The organism is Allobosea sp. MMO-172, from assembly GCF_037147855.1.
In the GTDB taxonomy this organism is placed as follows: Bacteria; Pseudomonadota; Alphaproteobacteria; order Rhizobiales; family Beijerinckiaceae; genus Allobosea.
On record NZ_JBBCUM010000013.1, the window covers coordinates 154508 to 171827 of the forward strand.

General features: G+C 67.1%; 17 protein-coding genes. 8 read left to right on the top strand and 9 right to left on the bottom strand.

Annotated features, from left to right (window positions below; genetic code table 11):
• Positions 1–183 precede the first annotated feature (183 nt).
• The gene (locus tag WFK61_RS19190; RefSeq protein ID WP_336813682.1) at positions 184–1908 is read right to left on the bottom strand and encodes a methyl-accepting chemotaxis protein; all 1725 of its coding nucleotides are present in this window, start codon (positions 1906–1908) and stop codon (positions 184–186) included.
• A 207-nt stretch (positions 1909–2115) separates the two neighbouring features.
• On the opposite strand from WFK61_RS19190, the gene solA reads away from it, so the two are divergent.
• The 3 genes from solA to WFK61_RS19205 are packed head-to-tail and all read left to right on the top strand — an operon-like array spanning position 2116 to position 5370.
• Positions 2116–3255, top strand: a complete 1140-nt coding sequence (gene solA, locus WFK61_RS19195) for an N-methyl-L-tryptophan oxidase (protein ID WP_336813683.1) — start codon at positions 2116–2118, stop codon at positions 3253–3255.
• Between the two features lie 25 nt (positions 3256–3280).
• Positions 3281–4183 carry a DMT family transporter gene (locus WFK61_RS19200; protein WP_336813684.1) on the top strand — a complete coding sequence of 301 codons (903 nt, stop codon included), beginning with the start codon at positions 3281–3283 and terminating at the stop codon, positions 4181–4183.
• Positions 4180–5370, top strand: a complete 1191-nt coding sequence (locus WFK61_RS19205) for a multidrug effflux MFS transporter (RefSeq protein ID WP_336813685.1) — start codon at positions 4180–4182, stop codon at positions 5368–5370. The genes WFK61_RS19200 and WFK61_RS19205 overlap by 4 nt, the downstream gene beginning before the upstream one ends.
• Before the next feature lie 21 nt (positions 5371–5391).
• On the opposite strand, the gene WFK61_RS19210 is transcribed toward WFK61_RS19205, so the two are convergent.
• Complete coding sequence (locus tag WFK61_RS19210; protein ID WP_336813686.1) at positions 5392–6258, bottom strand: NAD(P)-dependent oxidoreductase; 867 nt, start codon at positions 6256–6258, stop codon at positions 5392–5394.
• 134 nt (positions 6259–6392) lie between these two features.
• Here WFK61_RS19210 and map point away from each other — a divergent pair, with 134 nt between their 5' ends.
• Complete coding sequence (gene map / locus WFK61_RS19215) at positions 6393–7145, top strand: type I methionyl aminopeptidase (protein ID WP_336813687.1); 753 nt, start codon at positions 6393–6395, stop codon at positions 7143–7145.
• 7 nt (positions 7146–7152) lie between these two features.
• Here the strand turns inward: map and WFK61_RS19220 are convergent, their stop codons facing one another.
• From WFK61_RS19220 to WFK61_RS19235, 4 genes are all read right to left on the bottom strand, one after another.
• A complete protein-coding gene (locus tag WFK61_RS19220; protein WP_336813688.1) occupies positions 7153–7869 on the bottom strand; it encodes an ABC transporter permease in 717 nt (238 codons plus the stop codon).
• Positions 7866–8576 carry an ABC transporter permease gene (locus tag WFK61_RS19225; RefSeq protein ID WP_336813689.1) on the bottom strand — a complete coding sequence of 237 codons (711 nt, stop codon included), beginning with the start codon at positions 8574–8576 and terminating at the stop codon, positions 7866–7868. The genes WFK61_RS19220 and WFK61_RS19225 overlap by 4 nt, the downstream gene beginning before the upstream one ends.
• 65 nt (positions 8577–8641) lie before the next feature.
• Positions 8642–9415, bottom strand: a complete 774-nt coding sequence (locus tag WFK61_RS19230) for a transporter substrate-binding domain-containing protein (protein WP_336813690.1) — start codon at positions 9413–9415, stop codon at positions 8642–8644.
• Between the two features lie 201 nt (positions 9416–9616).
• A complete protein-coding gene (locus WFK61_RS19235; protein WP_336813691.1) occupies positions 9617–10819 on the bottom strand; it encodes an MFS transporter in 1203 nt (400 codons plus the stop codon).
• A 179-nt stretch (positions 10820–10998) separates the two neighbouring features.
• Here WFK61_RS19235 and WFK61_RS19240 point away from each other — a divergent pair, with 179 nt between their 5' ends.
• The gene (locus tag WFK61_RS19240) at positions 10999–11673 is read left to right on the top strand and encodes a spermidine synthase family protein (protein WP_336813692.1); all 675 of its coding nucleotides are present in this window, start codon (positions 10999–11001) and stop codon (positions 11671–11673) included.
• Positions 11674–11691: 18 nt separating this feature from the next.
• On the opposite strand, the gene WFK61_RS19245 is transcribed toward WFK61_RS19240, so the two are convergent.
• Genes WFK61_RS19245 through WFK61_RS19255 form a run of 3 tightly spaced genes read right to left on the bottom strand, consistent with a single transcriptional unit; the run spans position 11692 to position 14052 of the window.
• Positions 11692–12468 carry a hypothetical protein gene (locus tag WFK61_RS19245; RefSeq protein WP_336813693.1) on the bottom strand — a complete coding sequence of 259 codons (777 nt, stop codon included), beginning with the start codon at positions 12466–12468 and terminating at the stop codon, positions 11692–11694.
• Positions 12465–13517, bottom strand: coding sequence for an agmatinase (speB, locus tag WFK61_RS19250; protein WP_336813694.1), 1053 nt, complete (start codon positions 13515–13517; stop codon positions 12465–12467). The genes WFK61_RS19245 and speB overlap by 4 nt, the downstream gene beginning before the upstream one ends.
• 22 nt (positions 13518–13539) lie before the next feature.
• Entirely contained in the window at positions 13540–14052 is a 513-nt protein-coding gene (locus WFK61_RS19255; RefSeq protein ID WP_336813695.1) for a GNAT family N-acetyltransferase, read from the bottom strand.
• A gap of 188 nt (positions 14053–14240) precedes the next feature.
• Between WFK61_RS19255 and WFK61_RS19260 the strand changes: the two genes are divergently transcribed.
• From WFK61_RS19260 to WFK61_RS19270, 3 genes are all read left to right on the top strand, one after another.
• Complete coding sequence (locus WFK61_RS19260) at positions 14241–15326, top strand: TRAP transporter substrate-binding protein (protein ID WP_336813696.1); 1086 nt, start codon at positions 14241–14243, stop codon at positions 15324–15326.
• Positions 15327–15576: 250 nt separating this feature from the next.
• Positions 15577–16671, top strand: coding sequence for a TRAP transporter substrate-binding protein (locus tag WFK61_RS19265; protein ID WP_336813697.1), 1095 nt, complete (start codon positions 15577–15579; stop codon positions 16669–16671).
• A gap of 139 nt (positions 16672–16810) precedes the next feature.
• Positions 16811–17197, top strand: a complete 387-nt coding sequence (locus tag WFK61_RS19270) for a porin family protein (RefSeq protein ID WP_336813698.1) — start codon at positions 16811–16813, stop codon at positions 17195–17197.
• The last annotated feature ends 123 nt before the right edge of the window (positions 17198–17320 follow it).

Genomic DNA, 17320 nt, shown 5'->3' on the forward strand with positions numbered 1-17320 from the left:
AGGCGCGCTGTCATCCCGTGCGCGGTGCAGCGCGCAGCGATGCGCCGCAGACACCGGACCGCATGACGAGAAGGCGCCCCTTCGCAGAACGGTCCCGCATCTGCGCAGCGGCACCGTGCGCCGCAGCGCGCGCGGGATGACGCAAGCGGCCCGGATCAAGCCGTCAGGCGCGATAAGGCTCGCTCAGAGCCGATAGCCCATCCGCACGCCGCCCCAGTGACGCCCGCGGACGCGCAGCGGCGCGTTGACTTCACTCAGCAATTCGCTGTGGCCGTCCTCGCTCTCATGCCGGCTGAGCTGGACGAGGAAGGGCCGGATCGAACGGCCGGCGCTGAGGCCCGCGCGGCTGTCGATGATGCGCCGGTTGCGGGCATAGGCCGCGTTCCAGGCGGGATCGCCGGCGCGCGGCGCCTGGGACCAGGCGGGGTGATGAACCGGCACATAGCCGTTGCGGTCGCTCGGCAGGGCGAAGACCAGACGCGGATCGGCCGCGAGCGTGCCGGCCAGCAACGGCGGTAGCACGGCTTCCAGCGCCGGCAGGCTGGGGCTGAGATACTGCCTCGGCTCGCTGTCGAGCACCGGAACGTAGCGCAGATCGAAGAGATCGTTCTCCGAGAGCTGCCCGCGCTCGATCGCCTGCTCCATCGCGCTCGCGAGTTCGCGGGCGAAATCCTGGGCGCGCTCGATCAGCGGGCGATAGGAGCGTTCGATCTCCTCGATCATTCCCGCCAGCGCGCCGCATCCGGCGGCGGCATCGCCGGCGAAGGCGAGGTGCAGGCCCAGATCGCTGGTGCCGGTCATGCGGCACGGCAGCGGCGGCAGCCCCTCGATCGTGACCACGCCGGCGCCGCCGGTCGGCAACCGCGCCTGGGACGAGCCGGCCAGCAAGGCGCCGCCGCGGCCGAGATCGACCAGCCGGCCTGGAATATCGATGCTGCCGATGACGAGATGCGCCTTGCGCGCCGTCGGGAAGCGGTCGAAGCGGCGCCGGTCGGCGAAGGCCGAATGGCGCAGCACCGGCTTGAAGCGCCTGAGCATGTTGCCGACGAGGCGGCTGCCCTTCTGCGTCGCCCGCCGGGCGCGCTCGCTTTCCGCAACCGTCTCATGGGCGATGCGGTCGATCTCGTCGGCGCGTCGGGCGACGCCCTCGACGAAAAGCGCCGCCTCCCGCGCATTGCGCGAGAGCTCCGCCGTCGAGCTCGCCTGCTCCTGCGAAGCGCGCCCGATCGTCGCCATGATCGGGTTGACGTCGCGCACGATCTGCAAGGTGTCGTTGACGATGCCGGTCGAACCCTGGGCGGCTCGTGTCAAGCGGTCGACCCGCTCGCGAATATGGCCGACGGCCTCGCTGACCTCGACGGACAGGGATTTCACTTCATGCGCGACGACGCCGAAGCCGCGCCCGGCCTCGCCGGCACGCGCGGCCTCGATCGCGGCGTTGAGCGCGAGAAGATTGGTCTGGCGCGCGATCTCGGCGATCGAATCGACGATGCCCCTGATCTCGCCCGTCGCGACGGCGAGGCCATCCAGCATCAGCGCCGCCTCGCCGGCGCGCGACACGGCGGCGTCGAGCTTGTCGCGGACATCGACCATCGCGCCGTCGACCTGCTCGGCCGCCTGCGAGACCTGATGGGTCGCGGCGGCAAGCGCGGAAGCGTTCTCACTCGCGGCACCGACGGCCATGCGCATGCTGCCGGCATTCTCAAGGATCGTGCGCGAACCGCTCTCGGATTCGGCCGAGCGCTGCTCGACCTCGCCCAGCTCCTTCGTCAGCCGCTGCATCGCGAGCAGGATGTCGCGCTCGATATCGTCGACGGCATCATGGGCGGAGGGGTCATAGGGCTGGATCGCGGCGGGCCGGGGCGTGGCCTCCGCCACCGGCAGCAGCGCCGCGGGGATGTCCTCCACCGCATGTCCGGCGCCCAGCCAGCGTCGTATCCTGCCTCGCATCCCCAGCCCAGTCTCACCATAGGTCAAGCCTTGCGTCCGGTTATGGTCGCGGCCCGTTAACAAAGGCTTCCACGCCGCCGCACGTCGCCCTTGCCGGAGACGCATTGGACCCCCGCCGCCGGCCCCTGTATGGCTGGATCCCACACGCCATCGGGACAGGCAGCCATGAGCCAGCACAGCTATGACGTCATCGTCGCCGGTGTCGGCGCCATGGGGTCCGCCGCCTGCTGGCATCTGGCGCAGCGCGGGCTGAAGGTGCTCGGGCTGGAGCGCTTCGATCTCGGCCATGCAATGGGTTCGTCCCACGGCCTGACCCGCATCATCCGCCTCGCCTATTTCGAGGGCTCGCATTACGTGCCGATCGTGAAGCGGGCGCACGAGCTCTGGGCGCAGACCGGCGAGCAGGCCGGCATGAAGCTGCTCCATGTCACGGGTTCGCTCGACCTCGCCCCGAAAGGCGGCGGGCCGGTCGAATCCTCGCTGCAATCCTGCCTCGACCACGGCTTGACCCATGAAGTCCTGGAAGGCGCGGAGGTGACGCGGCGCTTCCCGGCCTTCCAGCTGCCGGAAGGGCATATCGGCCTGTGGCAGCCGGATGGCGGTTTCGTCGCCTCGGAGAAGGCGATCTATGCCCATGTCGGGCTGGCGCAATCGCGCGGCGCCGAGATCCGCACCAACGAGCCCCTGCTCGACTGGACGCCCACGGCGCAGGGCGGCGTGATCGTGCGCACCGAGCGCGGCACCTATTCGGCCGGGCGCCTCGTCATCACCTCGGGCGGCTGGATCGCCGACGCGGTGCCGGCGCTGGCCAAGCAGGTCAACACGGTGAAGCAGGCGATCGGCTGGTTCACGACGCGCCGGCCGGAGCTCTTCCGCGAAGGCGCCTTCCCGGTCTTCATCCTCAGCGTCGAGGAAGGCAATTTCTACGGGTTCCCGCTCTACGAGCACCCGGGCTTCAAGCTCGGCGGCCCGCATTTCGGGCGCGAGCCGATGGATCCGCGCAACCCCGACCGGACGCCGAGCGACAACCAGGTCGCCCGCATCCGCGAATGCCTGTCGCGCTACATTCCCGATGCCGCCGGCGAGCCGCTGACGGTGAAGGGCTGCGTCTACACGGTCTCGCCGGACGAGGGCTTCATCATCGACACGGTGCCGGGGGTGCCGCAGGCGGTCTTCGCCTCGGCCTGCTCGGGGCATGGCTTCAAGTTCGCGAGCGCGATAGGTGAGATTCTCGCCGACCTCTCGACCGTCGGGCAGTCTCCCTTCGACCTGAAGCCGTTCTCGCTGTCGCGCCTGCCGGCCTGAAGCCTACCCAACCGGATCAAACATCTTGGCCAGTGCAGCCGAAAACCGCCGCGGCATCATCTTCATGCTCGTGGCGATGTCGCTTTTCGTCGTCAACGACGTCTTCATGAAGCTCGCCCGCGAAACCTACCCGGCCGGGCAGGCGATCGCGCTCAGGACCGGCTTCGCGGTCGTGGTCGGTTTCGCGCTCGTCCTGCTGGCGCGCGAGGGCGACCGGCTGCGCCTCGCCTTCCGCCCGCGCGTGCTGCAACGGGGCATTCTGGAGGCCTTCGGCGCGCTGACCTTCGGCTGGTCGCTGGGGCTCATGCCGCTCGCCAACCTCACCGCGATCAACATGGCCTCGCCTCTGCTCATCGTGGCGCTGGCGGTGCTGCTGCGCATCGAGACCGTCGGCTGGCGGCGGGCGGTCGCGCTGACCGTCGGCTTCGTCGGCGTGCTCTTCGTGGTGCGGCCGGGCGCCGAATCCTTCAATGCCGCCGCCATCGTCGCCGTGATCAGCACCTTCCTCGTCGCGGCCCGCGACCTGACGACCCGCACCATCGGCGACGACGTGCCCTCCACCGTGGTGTCGCTGACCACGACGGTCCTCGTCGGCATCGTCGCCGTCGCCTACGGCTTCACCGAGGAGTGGCTGCCGATCTGGCGCATCCAAACGGTCTATGTCGCGCTCGCCGCCATCCTCGTCACGGTCGGCACCTTCTTCATCATCAGCGCCTTCCGGCGCACCGATGTCGGCGTGATTTCGCAATATCGCTACGCCATCATCGTCTTCGCGACCGTGCTCGGCTATGCCGTCTGGGGCGACGTGCCGGACCTTTTCGCCTTCATCGGCGTCGCGCTGATCGTCGGCAGCGGGCTCTACACCATGCACAGGCAGCGCGTGCGGCCCGATTCCAATCTGAAGCTCACCCGAAAGCCCGCGGCGTGACCGGGGCTGCGGTCAAGCCCACGCTGGCGATCCTGGTCGCGATCTCGGCACTGCAGCCGATCGCGCTCAACCTGCTGGCACCGGCCACACCGGCGCTGGCCCGGCATTTTTCCTCGAACTACGCCACGATCCAGCTCACGCTGACACTGTTCCTCGTCGCCGTCGCGTTGACCCAGTTGGTAATCGGACCGCTCTCCGACCGCTTCGGGCGCCGCCCCTGCGTCAATGCCGGCACCGCCCTGTTCGTGCTGGGCTCGGTGCTCGGTGCACTCGCCCCCACGACGCATATCCTGCTGCTTGCGCGCGTGCTGGAAGGCGCCGGCGGTGGCGCGGTCTTCGCACTGTCGCGCGCCATCATCCGCGACACCGCCGACCGCGACCATGCCGCGAGCCAGATCGCCACCGTCACCATGGTGATGGTGGTGGCGCCGATGATCGCGCCCTGGCTCGGCGGCCAGATCGAGACCGCCTTCGGCTGGCGCGCGATTTTCTGGTTCATGACGCTGTTCGGCGCCGCCGTGCTCGTCTTCACGCTGGCGCGCCTGCCGGAGACGGCGCCCAATCTCGGCCAGCAAAGCTCGCTGCTCGGCATCTTCCGGGTCTTTCCGGAACTGGTGCGCAACCGCGACTTCATGCTGAACGTCGCGGCGGGCTCGTCGGCTTCGTCCGCCTTCTTCGTCTTCATCGCCGCGACGCCCTATATCGTCGTCGAGACGATGGGGCGCGGCTCGGACGTCTACGGCACCTATTTCATCCTGAACGCGCTCGGCTACATGGTCGGCAATTTCATGATGTCGCGGCTGGCAGTGCGCATCGGCACGCAGACGATGGTGCGGCGGGGCCTGGTGATCTCCTTCATCGGGACCGCGGCGGCGCTCGCCCTGTCGTTCTCGCCCTGGTGGTCGCCGCTGACGCTGTTCCTGCCGCTGGCCCTGAACGCGGTCGGCAACGGCATGACGATCCCCGGTGCGACGGCCGAGGCGCTGTCGGCCCGCCCTGAACTGGCGGGCTCAGCGGCCGGGCTACTGGGCGCGACCCAGCTCGGCTTCAGCGCGATACTCACCGTGCTGATCAGCTGGCTGGTGACGCTCTGGCCGCAATCGATGAACCTGTTCGTCTGGCTTCTGACGACGGCGGGCCTCGCCGCCGTCTATTTCGTGCGGAAGCGTCCCGACCCGGCGGCCTGAGCGCGCTGGGCCGGCACGATCTCAGCCTTCGAGGCGGGCGATCAGGCTGGACGTATCCCAGCGATTGCCGCCCATCTTCTGGACCTCGGCATAGAACTGGTCGACCAGCGCGGTGACCGGGAGCTGCGCGCCGTTGCGGCGAGCCTCGTCGAGGACGATGCCGAGATCCTTGCGCATCCAGTCGACGGCGAAGCCGAAATCGAACTTGTTCTGGTTCATGGTCTTGCCGCGGTTCTCCATCTGCCAGGAGCCGGCGGCCCCCTTGGAGATGACCTCGAGCATGGTCTCGACATCGAGCCCGGCGCGCTTGGCGAAATGGACGCCCTCGGACAGACCCTGGACGAGGCCGGCGATGCAGATCTGGTTGACCATCTTGGTGAGCTGTCCGGAGCCGGCCGGGCCCATCAACTTGCACATGCGCGCGAAGCTCGCGATCACCGGCTCGACGCGGGCATAGGTCTCGGGCTCGCCGCCGCACATCACGGTCAGCACGCCGTTCTCGGCACCGGCCTGCCCGCCGGAGACGGGCGCATCGACGAAGCCGAAGCCGCCCTGCTTGGCGGCCTCATAGAGCTCGCGCGCGACATTGGCGGAGGCCGTGGTGTGGTCGACGAAGACCGCGCCCTTCTCCATGCCGGCGAAGGCGCCGTTCTCGCCGATCGTCACCGAGCGCAGGTCGTCGTCATTGCCGACGCAGCAGAACACGATCTCCTGGCCCTTGGCCGCATCGGCCGGAGTCGGCGCCGAGACGCCGCCATGGCGGGAGACCCATTCCTGCGCCTTCGTCGGGTTACGGTTGTAGACGGTGACCTCATGACCCTTGGCCTTGAGATGGCCGGCCATGGGGAACCCCATCACGCCGAGACCGATGAATGCGACTTTGGCCATGCCGAACTCCCGCTATTTCTCCGAAGATGATCCCGCTTTAGCGTGCACGCGCCGGGCGGGGAAGGCGATTGCACGCCATCCGCCCATGCGGCTTTTCCCTTGCAGGCATGACGCCGGCGGCTTAGCTCCAACCCATGACCATATCCAACGACGACGAATTGCAGGCGCTGAAGGAGATCGGCGGCATCGTGGCCCGCACGCTCGCGGTCATGGGCAAGGCGATCGAGCCCGGCATGACCACGGCCGAGCTCGATGCGATCGGCCGCGGCTATCTCGAACGCCATGGCGCGCGCCCTGCCCCGGAACTGGCCTATGAGTTCCCCGGTGCGACCTGCATCAGCGTCAACGAGGAGATCGCCCACGGCATTCCCGGCGAGCGGCACATCCTTGCTGGCGATCTCGTCAATATCGATGTCTCCGCCGAGAAGAACGGCTTCTTCGCGGATACCGGCGCGTCCTTCGCCGTGCCGCCGGTCAGGCCGAAGCTCGACCGCCTCTGCCGCGACGGCCGGCGGGCGCTCTGGGCCGGCATCGGGCAGGTCGGCGCCGGCAAGCCGCTGGCCGGCATCGGACAGGCTGTCGGGCGCTTCGCCGCGAAGAACGGCTATACGCTCGTGCGCAATCTCGCGAGCCACGGTGTCGGTCGCTCCCTCCATGAGGAGCCGACGGAAATCGCGACCTGGCCCGACCGCAGCGAGCGCCGGACGATGACGAACGGGCTCGTCTTCACCGTCGAGCCGTTCCTGTCGCTGGGCGCGGACTGGGCAGAGAACACAGACGGTGACCGCTGGACGCTCTACAGCGACCCTTGCGCGCCCACCGTCCAGTACGAGCACACCGTCGTCGCCACGCCGCGCGGCGCCGTGGTGCTGACGCTGCCCGGCTGAGGCCGGGTCAGCGCAGCGCCATGTGGCGGCTCAGCCTGATCTCCAGCCTGTCCCAGACGCGGCGGATGATCTCGACCAGCACGAGATAGATCAGCGCGGCATAGAGATAGATCGTGAGATCGAAAGAGCGGGCAAAAGCCAGCCGCGTTGCGCCCATCAGGTCGAATAGCGTCACCAGCGAGACGATCGCGCTCGACTTGATCATCACGATCAGCTCGTTGCCGAGCGGGCGCAAAGCCAGGATCATCGCCTGCGGCAGCACGACGAGGCGCAGGGTCGACCAGCGATGCAGGCCGAGCGAGAGCGCGCCCTCGAACTGCCCGCGCGGGACCGACTGGATGGCGCCGCGCAGAATCTCGGCCTGATAGGCGGCCGTGTTGATCGTGAAGGTGAAGGCCGCGCAGTAGAACGGCTCGCGGAAGAACCACCACAGGCCGATATCCTGCCAGAACTCGCGGAACTGGCCGAGCCCGTAATAGATGAGGAAGAGCTGGCAGAGCAGCGGCGTGCCGCGCAGGAAGGTGGTGTAGCCGCTGACCGCCATGCGCGCCCAGCGCGGGCCGTAAAGCCGGGTCACGGCAAGGCCGAGCGCCAGAAAGAAGCCGATGGCGACCGAGATCGCGACCAGCTCGAAGGTGACCCAGAGGCCGCTCGCCATGCGGCAGCCGTAGTTCTGCAGGACCTCGCTGCCGAGCCAGGCGCCGGGATATTCGCACCAGTTCATCGCGTCGCTCCGCCGAAGGCGGCCTGGCCGCGATTGGTGCGCTGCTCCAGCTTCTCGATGCCCCAGGCGGAGACCAGCGAGAAGAAGAAATAGAGCAGCATCGCCGTGCCGAAGAACAGGAACGGCTCCTTGGTCACGACATTCGCCCGCGTCGCGATGAACATGATGTCCTGCAGCGTGATCACCGAGATCAGCGAGGTCTCCTTCAGCAGGACCATCCAGTTATTGCCCAGGCCTGGCAGCGCCACACGGATCAGCTGCGGGAAGACGACGAGGCGGAAAGCCTGCCCCTTCGAGAGGCCGAGCGCAGCGGCGGCCTCGCGCTGGCCCTTCTGGATCGAGTTCAGCGCGCCGACCCAGACCTCGCTGGAGAAGGCGGCGAGCACGAGGCCGAGCGCGACCATGCCGGCGACGAAAGGCGGGATCGAGAAGCCGGTCCAGACCTTCTGCACCAGCACCTGGATACCGAAATAGATGATGTAGAGCGTCAGCAGCTCCGGCACGCCGCGAAAGACGGTGGTGTAGATCGTCGCCAGCGCGCGCAGGATCACATAGTCGGAACGCTTCCACAGCGCGATGACGAGGCCGAGCGCGAGGCCGAACGGCAAGGTCGCGAGCGCGACGGAAATGGTGTTGGCGGCGCCTTGCAGCAGGGCCCAGCCCCAGCCGCCGGCTCCGAAGCCAAGCAGAGCGAATTTTTCGAACATGGGAGTGCCGGCGCGCGAGGAGATAAAGCCTGCCGGCCCGAAACGGGCCGGCAGGCGGCGTCAGATCACTCGTACTTGAACCACTTGTCCTCGAGCTTCTTGTGCGAGCCGTCGGCCATGGTCTCGGCGATGGCCTTGCTGATCATGTCCTTCAGCGCCGCATCCGACTTGCGGACCGCACCGGCGACGCCGGCGCCGTGGATGGCGTCGTCGCGCTTCACCTCGGCGATCTTCTTGCAGCAATCCTTGCCCTTGCCCTTGAGGAAATCGGCCAGCGCGAGCGCGTCGGCGACGATGTAGTCGAGGCGGCCGTTGAGCAGGTCGAGATTGGCCTCTTCCTGGGTCGGATAGAGGCGCGCGGTCGAGTCCTTGTAGAACTTCTCGACATAGTTGGCGTGGATCGTCGAGCCCTGCGCGCCGATCGACTTGCCCTTGAGGGCGGCCGGCGAGATGTCGTCCGACTTGGTGTTCTTCGGGCCGATCATCCAGATCGGGGTCTTGCTGTAGACCGCGGTGAAATCGACCTGCTTCTTGCGCTCCTCGGTGGCGTTCATGCCGGCGAAGATGACGTCATATTTGTTCGCCTGAAGCGCCGGGATGATGCCATCCCAGTCCTGCACGACCCAGGTGCATTTCACCTTCATCTTCTCGCAGAGCAGGTTGCCGTAATCGATCTCGAAGCCCTCGAGCTCCTTCTTGGCGTTCAGGTTGTTGTAGGGCGGATAGGCGCCTTCCGTGCCGATCCGGATCTCCTTCCACTCCTTGGCCTGGGCGAGCGCCCCTGTCGCGCCGGCAACCGTCAACGCCGCCGCCGCGATGAAACGAACGAAACTCTTCATGGGACCTCCGCAGATTCAGCCGGCCGGTCTTGCTGTTGTCCCGGTCCGGTTCTGTCGCGACAGATTGGGCGCAGTTTCGCCCCGCTCGCAAGAGGGAGCGGCGCAGCTTTTAGCGGCTTGCACGCCCAAACACGCGGCTGTCGCCGCGACGCGCCCCAAGAAGCAGAGGTTCGATCCGAGGCGGAAAGGCCGCCTCCCGGCTCAGCGGCGGGCGTCGATCACCGCGACGATCCAGATCGCGAGGCCGCCCAGCGCCAGCGCCGCGCCGACCCAGCCGGTCGAAGTCCAGCCGAAGCCGGCGGCGATCGCCATACCGCCGAGCCAGGGGCCGAGGGCATTCGCGGTGTTGAAGGCGCTGTGGTTGAGTGCCGCCGCCAAAGTCTGCGCGTCGTCGGCGACGTCCATCAGGCGGGTCTGGAGCATGGCGCCGAGGCCGCCGCCGCTGCCGATCATGAAGATCACCAGCGAGACCGCCCAGATATTGCCGGCGGCGAAGGGAAAGGCCGCCAGCCAGAAGGCGCTCCAGAGCAGCATCGCCGCCGTCGCGGGGACGAGCGCCCGGTCGGCAGCCCAGCCGGCGACGAGCGTGCCCGCGGTCAGCCCCAGACCGAAGATCGCGAGCACAACCGGGACGAAGGCGGGCGAGACCCCGGTCACCGCCATCAGCGCCGAGGCGACATAGGTATAGACCGCGAAAAGGCCGCCGAAGCCGATCGCGCCGGTCGCCAGCGTCAGCCAGACCTGCCGGCGCTTCAGCGCGCCGAGCTCCCGCAACGGGCTTGCGCTGGGCTGAACCGTGTCTCGCGGCGCGAACAGGGCGATCAGTACGACCGTCAGCAGGGCAAGGCCGGCGACGATGGCGAAGCCGGATCGCCAACCCAGCACCTGCCCCATCCAGCTCGCGACGGGAACGCCGAGAATCGTCGCGACCGTCAGGCCAAGCATGACCCGCGCGACCGACTGCGCCCGGCGATTCGGCGCCGAGAGCGAGGCCGCGACCAGCGCCGCGACGCCGAAATAGGCACCGTGCGGCAGGCCGCTCAGGAAGCGGAAGGCCAGCATCCAGTGATAGGTCGGGGCGAGCGCGCTCAGCGCATTGCCGAGCGCGAAGACGCCCATCAGGCCGATCAGCAGCGTGCGGCGCGGGATGCGGGCCGCCAGCACGGCGATCAGGGGCGCGCCGACGACCACGCCGAGCGCATAGATGCTGATGACATGGCCCGCCGTCGACTCGTCGATGCCGAGCCCGGCCGAGAAATAGGGCAGCAGGCTCATCGAGGCGAACTCGGTGGTGCCGATGGCGAAGCCACCCATCGCGAGCGCGAACAGCACGAGCCCGGTCGAGACAGGCGCATGGGCGGACGCGGATGCGTCCAGGCTGCGATCATTCGCGGCGAGCGTCATAGCGGGCTTTCACGGAAGGGCAGCGACATTGCTGCGTCGCAACATGAAATAGCCATGCACCATCGAACGATCAACGACGCCCGCGGCGATATTTCATGCAATCAACGCATATCGTTTTGGCTTCCGAGCGTTCGCGCCGAATGCGCTATAAGGCGGCGTCCCAGACAGGTGAGAACGACGTGATACCCTGGACCACCCTTGATACGGCAGCCCTGCCGGATGGCAGCGGCGACCTCCGGCTGAAACAGCGCGGCAGCGAGTTCTCGATCATGCTCGGCAGCAACGAGCTGATGAACAGCCGCCTCAGCGGCTCGGAAGAGGCGCTGGCGACCTTGGTCTGCGACAGGCTGAGGGAGCGTCGGCGGCCGCACATCCTGATCGGCGGGCTCGGCATGGGCTTCACGCTGCGGGCCGCGCTCGCCCATCTGCCTGACGATGCGCAAGTGGAGGTGGCGGAACTCATTCCAGCCGTGGTCACCTGGGCACGGGGCCCGATGGCCGCGGTCTTCGCCGGCTGCCTCGATGATTCCCGCGTACAAGTCAGCGTGACCGACGTGGCCACGGCGATCACGGCCGGCAAGGGGCGTTACGACGCGATCCTGCTCGATGTCGATAACGGCCCGGAAGGGCTGACCGTCGCCGGCAACGACCAGCTCTATGGGGCGGCGGGGCTCCACGCCGCCAAGGCCGCGCTGCGGCCGGGCGGCATTCTGGCGGTCTGGTCCTCAGGATCCGACCACGGTTTCACGCGGCGCTTGCGACAGGCGGGATTCGCCACCGAGGAGGTGACCGCACGCGCCCGCCGCACGGGCGGAGGCGCGCGCCATGTGATCTGGCTGGCGACGCGGCCCTGAAAGCCGCGGCCGCGCGGCTCAGTTGACGAGGCAGAAGCCCTCGCAGGGCGCGGCCGCCACGGCAGTCGCGAAATCCGAGATCGCCTTCTGCGCCTCCGGCTTCAGCGACGGCCTGACCTGCTGGAGCGCAGAGACGAGCGCATTGCGGTCCGGCGGAGCCAGGGCGGAAGCAATACCGGCGGCGTTGTCGGCGAAGGCCTGCGCGATCAGCTGGCGGTTCGCATCGCGCAGTTCGGGCGCGCGCAGCGCCAGCGCCGAGCCGACGACGATCTCCTGCAGGCCGACCCGCATCTCCCGCAGCCCTCTTGCGCGGGCTTCGGTCTTGTCCTCGTCCTTCAGCCTGGCGGAGAAGTCGTTGATCGCCGAAAGCGCCCCGCCCGCCGCCTGAAGCAGGAAGACGCGCGTCCGGGTCAATTCATCCTGGAACTCAACGGCGTTCGCCGCCTGATCAGGTTCCTTCCGGCCGGGCGGCGAGAACAGCGCATAGGCCTGCAGAATGCCGGCCTGCTTCTGGACGATCTCCGCCAGAATCGGAAGGTCGGCAGCGCCATAAGGCGGCTTGCCGAGGATGGCCGGCACGTTCCAGACATCAGCCAGCACCTTGCCATCGACCGGGTCCGACAGCCGCGGCAGGCTCGGCCTGCCATCATACAGCTTGAACAGCGACTCAACGGATTCGTACGCAGCGTCCATATAGGCCTTGCCGTTGGCCGGCACTTCGGCCCGCGCAGCGGGAGCCAGCAGGCAGAGCGCGCCCAGCGCGGCGGCCTGCACAATCGATCGAATCCGAATCATGGTCTTCCTTTTCCCGAAGCGCGCGCTTCAGCCAGCAGGCAGAGCTCGGTGAAGAGCACCTGCGCCGCGCACTGCGCCGTGTTGCTGGTCGCGTCATATTGCGGGGCGACTTCTACGACATCCGCGGCGACGATGTCGCGTCCCTTCAGCGCCCGCAGGATCGCCAGCGCCTCACGCGGGCTCAAGCCGCCGACTTCCGGCGTGCCCGTGCCCGGAGCGAAACCCGGATCAAGCGAATCGACGTCGAACGAAACATAGGTCGGCCCGTCGCCGATGACGGCTAGCGCCTTGGCGATGACGGCGTCGAGGCCGAGATCGTCGACCTCGTTGGCATGGATCACGGTCATGCCGGACTCGTAGGAGAACTCCCAGAGATATTCGGCGCCGCCGCGGATGCCGATCTGGATCACGCGCTCGGGATCGAGCACGCCATCGAGCACCGCCTGCCGGAACGGCCCGCCATGATGGAACTTCGAGCCCTCATAAGGGCCGGAGGTGTCGCAATGGGCGTCGATATGCACCATGCCGACCGGCCGCTTGGCGCCAACGGCCTTCAGGATCGAATAGGTGATCGAGTGGTCGCCGCCCACGGCGAGCGGCGAGACGCCGGCCTCGACGATCGTCCTGAAAGCCGCCTCGATATCCTCGTGGCAGCTCTCCAGCGAATAGCGCGAGCGGAACGGCACGTCGCCGATATCGGCCGCCTTGAGCATGGTGAAGGGCGCGGTGCCGAGCGCATGGTCCATCGGCCCCATGCGCTCGATCGCGCGGACGGCGCGCGGGCCGAGGCGCGCGCCGGCGCGGTTGGTCACGCCGAGATCCATGGGCACGCCGATGATCGCGACATCGAGGCCGCCGAGTGCGGGCGCCGTCAGCGCATCGGGACGATAGGGCGCGCCGACGAAGGTCGCGACATCGGCGAAGGGCCATTTGCGCTTGTCGCCGGTGAACTGGGCCGCGGCCACCCGCGCGAAATGTGGATCGTGAATGTCGCCGCCTCCGGCGCCGGCATATCGCTGCCGCAGCTTCGCGAGCCTGTCCTGATCCATCCCGGCCTCCGCTTCACGCCCTTCAGCCGGGGATGCGCTCGAGCATCACCACCGGCCCGTTCTGATACTCGACCTGTCCGAAGCTCTTGTAGCCGAGCTTATGGGCCACGCGGAAGGAGGCATGGTTTTCGGGTGCTATGATGCAGACGCTGCGCCTGTCGCCATGGGTCGCGGCGAACCAGCGATGGGCCGCGGCCGCCGCCTCCCCCGCATAGCCCTTGCCATGCGCGGCGCTCGCCAGGATCCATCCGGCCTCTGGCGCATTGTCGAAATCGGGAGAAAGGCCCCGGCAGCCGTCGAACAGGCCGACTTCGCCGACCAGGGCACCACTGCTTTTCTCGACGACGGCGAACATGCCGTAGCCGCGCAAGGCCCAGTGGCCGACGATGCGGGTCAGGCGATGCCAGGCCTCCTCGCGATTGAGCGGGCGGCCACCGAGGAAACGGATGACGTCGGGCTCGCTACGCATCGCGTGGATCGCGTCGAGATCGCCGATCTCGGGGCGGCGCAGGCTGAGATTCGCGGTCTCGATCATGGCCGCTTTAACCACCCGTGCAGAGAGGCGCCAAGGCATGGGCGCGAACTAGCCGAAAGTCGCAAGAATCGACGATGAAATCCCTCGCGCTTCGAAAATCCATTCGCTACAACCCGATTCTGAACGCCGGGCGGCAGAAGCTGTTTCGAAACGCCCGCACCCGCCAGACATCCGAGGAGAGTCCCTAGATGAAGCGTCGTCAGTTTATCCAGACCGCTGCGGCCGGTGCCGCCGCGACCGCCGTCGCCATGCCGGCCGTCGCCCAGTCGAACCCGGAGATCAAGTGGCGCCTGGCGTCGAGCTTCCCGAAGTCGCTCGACACGATCTATGCCGGCGCCGAGATCATGGCCAAGATGGTCTCCGAGCTGACCGACGGCAAATTCCAGATCCAGGTCTTCGCGGCCGGCGAAATCGTCCCCGCGCTGCAGGCGCTCGACGCGGTCACGAACAACACCGTCGAGATGGCCCATACCGTCTCGTATTACTATGTCGGCAAGGATCCGACCTTCGCCGTCGCCGCCTCGGTGCCGTTCGGACTCAATGCCCGTATGCAGAACGCTTGGCTGTTCCAGAACGGCGGCAACGAGCTGTTCAACGAATTCTACAAGAAGTTCAACGCCTACGGTCTGCCCTGCGGCAATACCGGCGCGCAGATGGGCGGCTGGTTCCGCAAGGAGATCAAGTCGCTCGCTGATCTCCAAGGCCTGAAGATGCGCATCGGGGGCATCGCCGGCTCGGTCCTGCAGAAGCTCGGCGTCGTGCCGCAGCAGCTCGGCGGCGGCGACATCTACCCGGCGCTCGAGAAGGGCACGATCGACGGCGCCGAGTGGGTCGGCCCCTATGACGACGAGAAGCTCGGCTTCGCCAAAGTCGCGCCCTACTATTACTATCCGGGCTTCTGGGAGGGCGGCCCGACCGTCCATGCCTTCGTCAACCTGGAGAAATGGAACTCGTTGCCGAAGGCCTATCAGGCCGCGCTGACCGCCGCCTGCACCTATGCCAACACGCAGATGGCCGCGCGCTACGACGTCGTGAACCCGCCGGCGCTGAAGCGCCTGGTCGCGGCCGGCACGCAACTGCGCCCGTTCCCGCAGGACGTGATGGAAGCGAGCCTCAAGGCCTCGAACGAGCTCTATGCCGAAATCTCGGCCAAGAACCCGGACTTCAAGAAGGCCATCGAGACCATGGCCGCCTTCCGCTCCGACCAGTATCTCTGGTGGCAGGTCGCCGAGCTCAGCTTCGACGTCTTCCAGGTCCGCACCCGCGCTCGCTGAGCGCAGCGCGATATCGCTCGACGATGCAAGGCCCGGCGAAAGCCGGGCCTTGTTGCATTTCGGGGTCCGGCAACGTCCCGGCTCTCACATCATCGATCTGTGAAATTCAAACTCCGGCGCCGACTCATGACGAAATTGCATGATTGCCATGCAAATGACTCTTGCGTCGGCCAACAGACCTGCTTTGCTCTCAGCCGTTCGCGACGACCGGAAAACCGGCGCGCATTGCCTTTGAGGGAGGGCGGATTTGATGAAGCGTCGTCACTTTTTGAAGGTTGCTGGGGCCGGGGCGGCCGCGGGGGCGATAGCGAGCCCGGCAATCGCGCAATCCATGCCCGAAGTGAAATGGCGCGTCACATCGTCCTTCCCGAAATCGCTCGACACGATCTACGGCGCGTCCGAGGTGCTGGCAAAAGCGGTTTCGGAGGCGACGGACGGCAAGTTCCAGATTCAGGTCTTCGCGGCCGGCGAGATCGTGCCGGCCCTGCAGGCGGCGGATGCGGTCACCAACGGCACGGTCGAGATGTGCCACACCGCCTCCTATTACTATGTCGGCAAGGACCCGACCTTCGCCTTCGGCACCGCCGTGCCGTTCGGGTTGAACGCCCGCCAGCAGAACGCCTGGTTCTACCATGGCGGTGGCAACGAGCTGCTGAACGAGTTCTACAAGAAGGCCAATATCTATGCGCTGCCGGGCGGCAATACCGGCTGCCAGATGGGCGGCTGGTTCCGCAAGGAGATCAAGACGCCAGCCGACCTGCAGGGCATCAAGATGCGCATCGGCGGCTTCGCCGGGCAGGTGATGAGCAAGCTCGGCGTGGTGCCGCAGCAGATCGGCGGCGGCGACATCTATCCGGCCCTCGAAAAGGGCACGATCGACGCAGCCGAATGGGTCGGCCCGGCCGATGACGAGAAGCTCGGCTTCAACAAGGTCGCGCCCTACTACTACTATCCCGGCTGGTGGGAAGGCGGCGCCTCGCTGCATTTCTTCATCAACACGAAGAAATGGGACGAGCTGCCGAAGGTCTACAAGTCGCTACTCACCACCGCGGCAGCGCACGCCAATATCGACATGCAGGCGAAATACGATGCGCGCAATCCTGCCGCGCTGAAGCGACTCGTCGCCGGCGGCGCGCAATTGCGGCCGTTCTCGCCGGAAATCCTCGAAGCCTGCCTGAAGGCCTCGAAGGAGGTCTATGCCGAAACCTCCGCCAAGAATCCGGATTTCAAGAAGATCTACGATTCGATGTCGGCCTTCCGCGGCGATGCCTATCTCTGGTTCCAGATCGCCGAATACACCTTCGACAATTTCATGATCCGCTCGCGCATTACGAACCAGCTCTGATCCAACGGAGCCCGTCGCGCGAGGGATACTCACCCCGGCGCAAGCCGGGGTTTTTCTGTTGCCGTATGTGCGACGCCGGCCTTGCCACAACTGCGCCTTGCTGGCTCAGTAGCAACGACCATCGCCACGGAATCCCGTCATGCTCCGCATCGCCCTTGCCCTGTTCCTGACCGGCCTTGCGACGGCAGCGACAGCGCAGTCGATCGGCGAGCCAGTGCCGCGCAAGGGCGCACCGTACGAAGCCCTGGCGAAACCCGCGCCCAAGCCGGGCACAGCAGCCGCCCGCCCCTGCCCCGAATACGGCGCCGGCTTCGTTCGTCTGGAAGGCTCGACCTTCTGCGTGCGGGCTGGCGGGGCCGTTCGCGCCGAGTTCGGCAAGAGTTCCCGTAGCGGCTATGGCAGCCGGGCCGACGGGATGGTCTATCTCGAAAGCCGTGGCCAGACCGCGCTCGGCCCGGTTCGCTCCGTGGTGAGCGTGCGCGGACAGGTCAATCGCGGGCTCGATTCCGGCCCCTTCCGCTACTGAAAACAGCCAGAGCCACCCTTGTCATCAACTCAGTATTTAGCGTCTCTGAGCCTTGCGTTTGCGACGACGATGATGCGTCGCATGATGGCGACGATAGCGACGATTGGCTTTTTCTGGCGCTTG

Bases quoted from the DNA above. Each gene is read 5' to 3' on its own strand.
- solA (WP_336813683.1), top strand. From the start codon at position 2,116: ATGAGCCAGCACAGCTATGACGTCATCGTCGCCGGTGTCGGCGCCATG.
- WFK61_RS19210 (WP_336813686.1), bottom strand. From the start codon at position 6,258: ATGGCCAAAGTCGCATTCATCGGTCTCGGCGTGATGGGGTTCCCCATG.
- map (WP_336813687.1), top strand. From the start codon at position 6,393: ATGACCATATCCAACGACGACGAATTGCAGGCGCTGAAGGAGATCGGC.
- WFK61_RS19220 (WP_336813688.1), bottom strand. From the start codon at position 7,869: ATGAACTGGTGCGAATATCCCGGCGCCTGGCTCGGCAGCGAGGTCCTG.
- WFK61_RS19225 (WP_336813689.1), bottom strand. From the start codon at position 8,576: ATGTTCGAAAAATTCGCTCTGCTTGGCTTCGGAGCCGGCGGCTGGGGC.
- WFK61_RS19230 (WP_336813690.1), bottom strand. From the start codon at position 9,415: ATGAAGAGTTTCGTTCGTTTCATCGCGGCGGCGGCGTTGACGGTTGCC.
- WFK61_RS19235 (WP_336813691.1), bottom strand. From the start codon at position 10,819: ATGACGCTCGCCGCGAATGATCGCAGCCTGGACGCATCCGCGTCCGCC.
- WFK61_RS19245 (WP_336813693.1), bottom strand. From the start codon at position 12,468: ATGATTCGGATTCGATCGATTGTGCAGGCCGCCGCGCTGGGCGCGCTC.
- speB (WP_336813694.1), bottom strand. From the start codon at position 13,517: ATGGATCAGGACAGGCTCGCGAAGCTGCGGCAGCGATATGCCGGCGCC.
- WFK61_RS19255 (WP_336813695.1), bottom strand. From the start codon at position 14,052: ATGATCGAGACCGCGAATCTCAGCCTGCGCCGCCCCGAGATCGGCGAT.
- WFK61_RS19260 (WP_336813696.1), top strand. From the start codon at position 14,241: ATGAAGCGTCGTCAGTTTATCCAGACCGCTGCGGCCGGTGCCGCCGCG.
- WFK61_RS19265 (WP_336813697.1), top strand. From the start codon at position 15,577: ATGAAGCGTCGTCACTTTTTGAAGGTTGCTGGGGCCGGGGCGGCCGCG.
- WFK61_RS19270 (WP_336813698.1), top strand. From the start codon at position 16,811: ATGCTCCGCATCGCCCTTGCCCTGTTCCTGACCGGCCTTGCGACGGCA.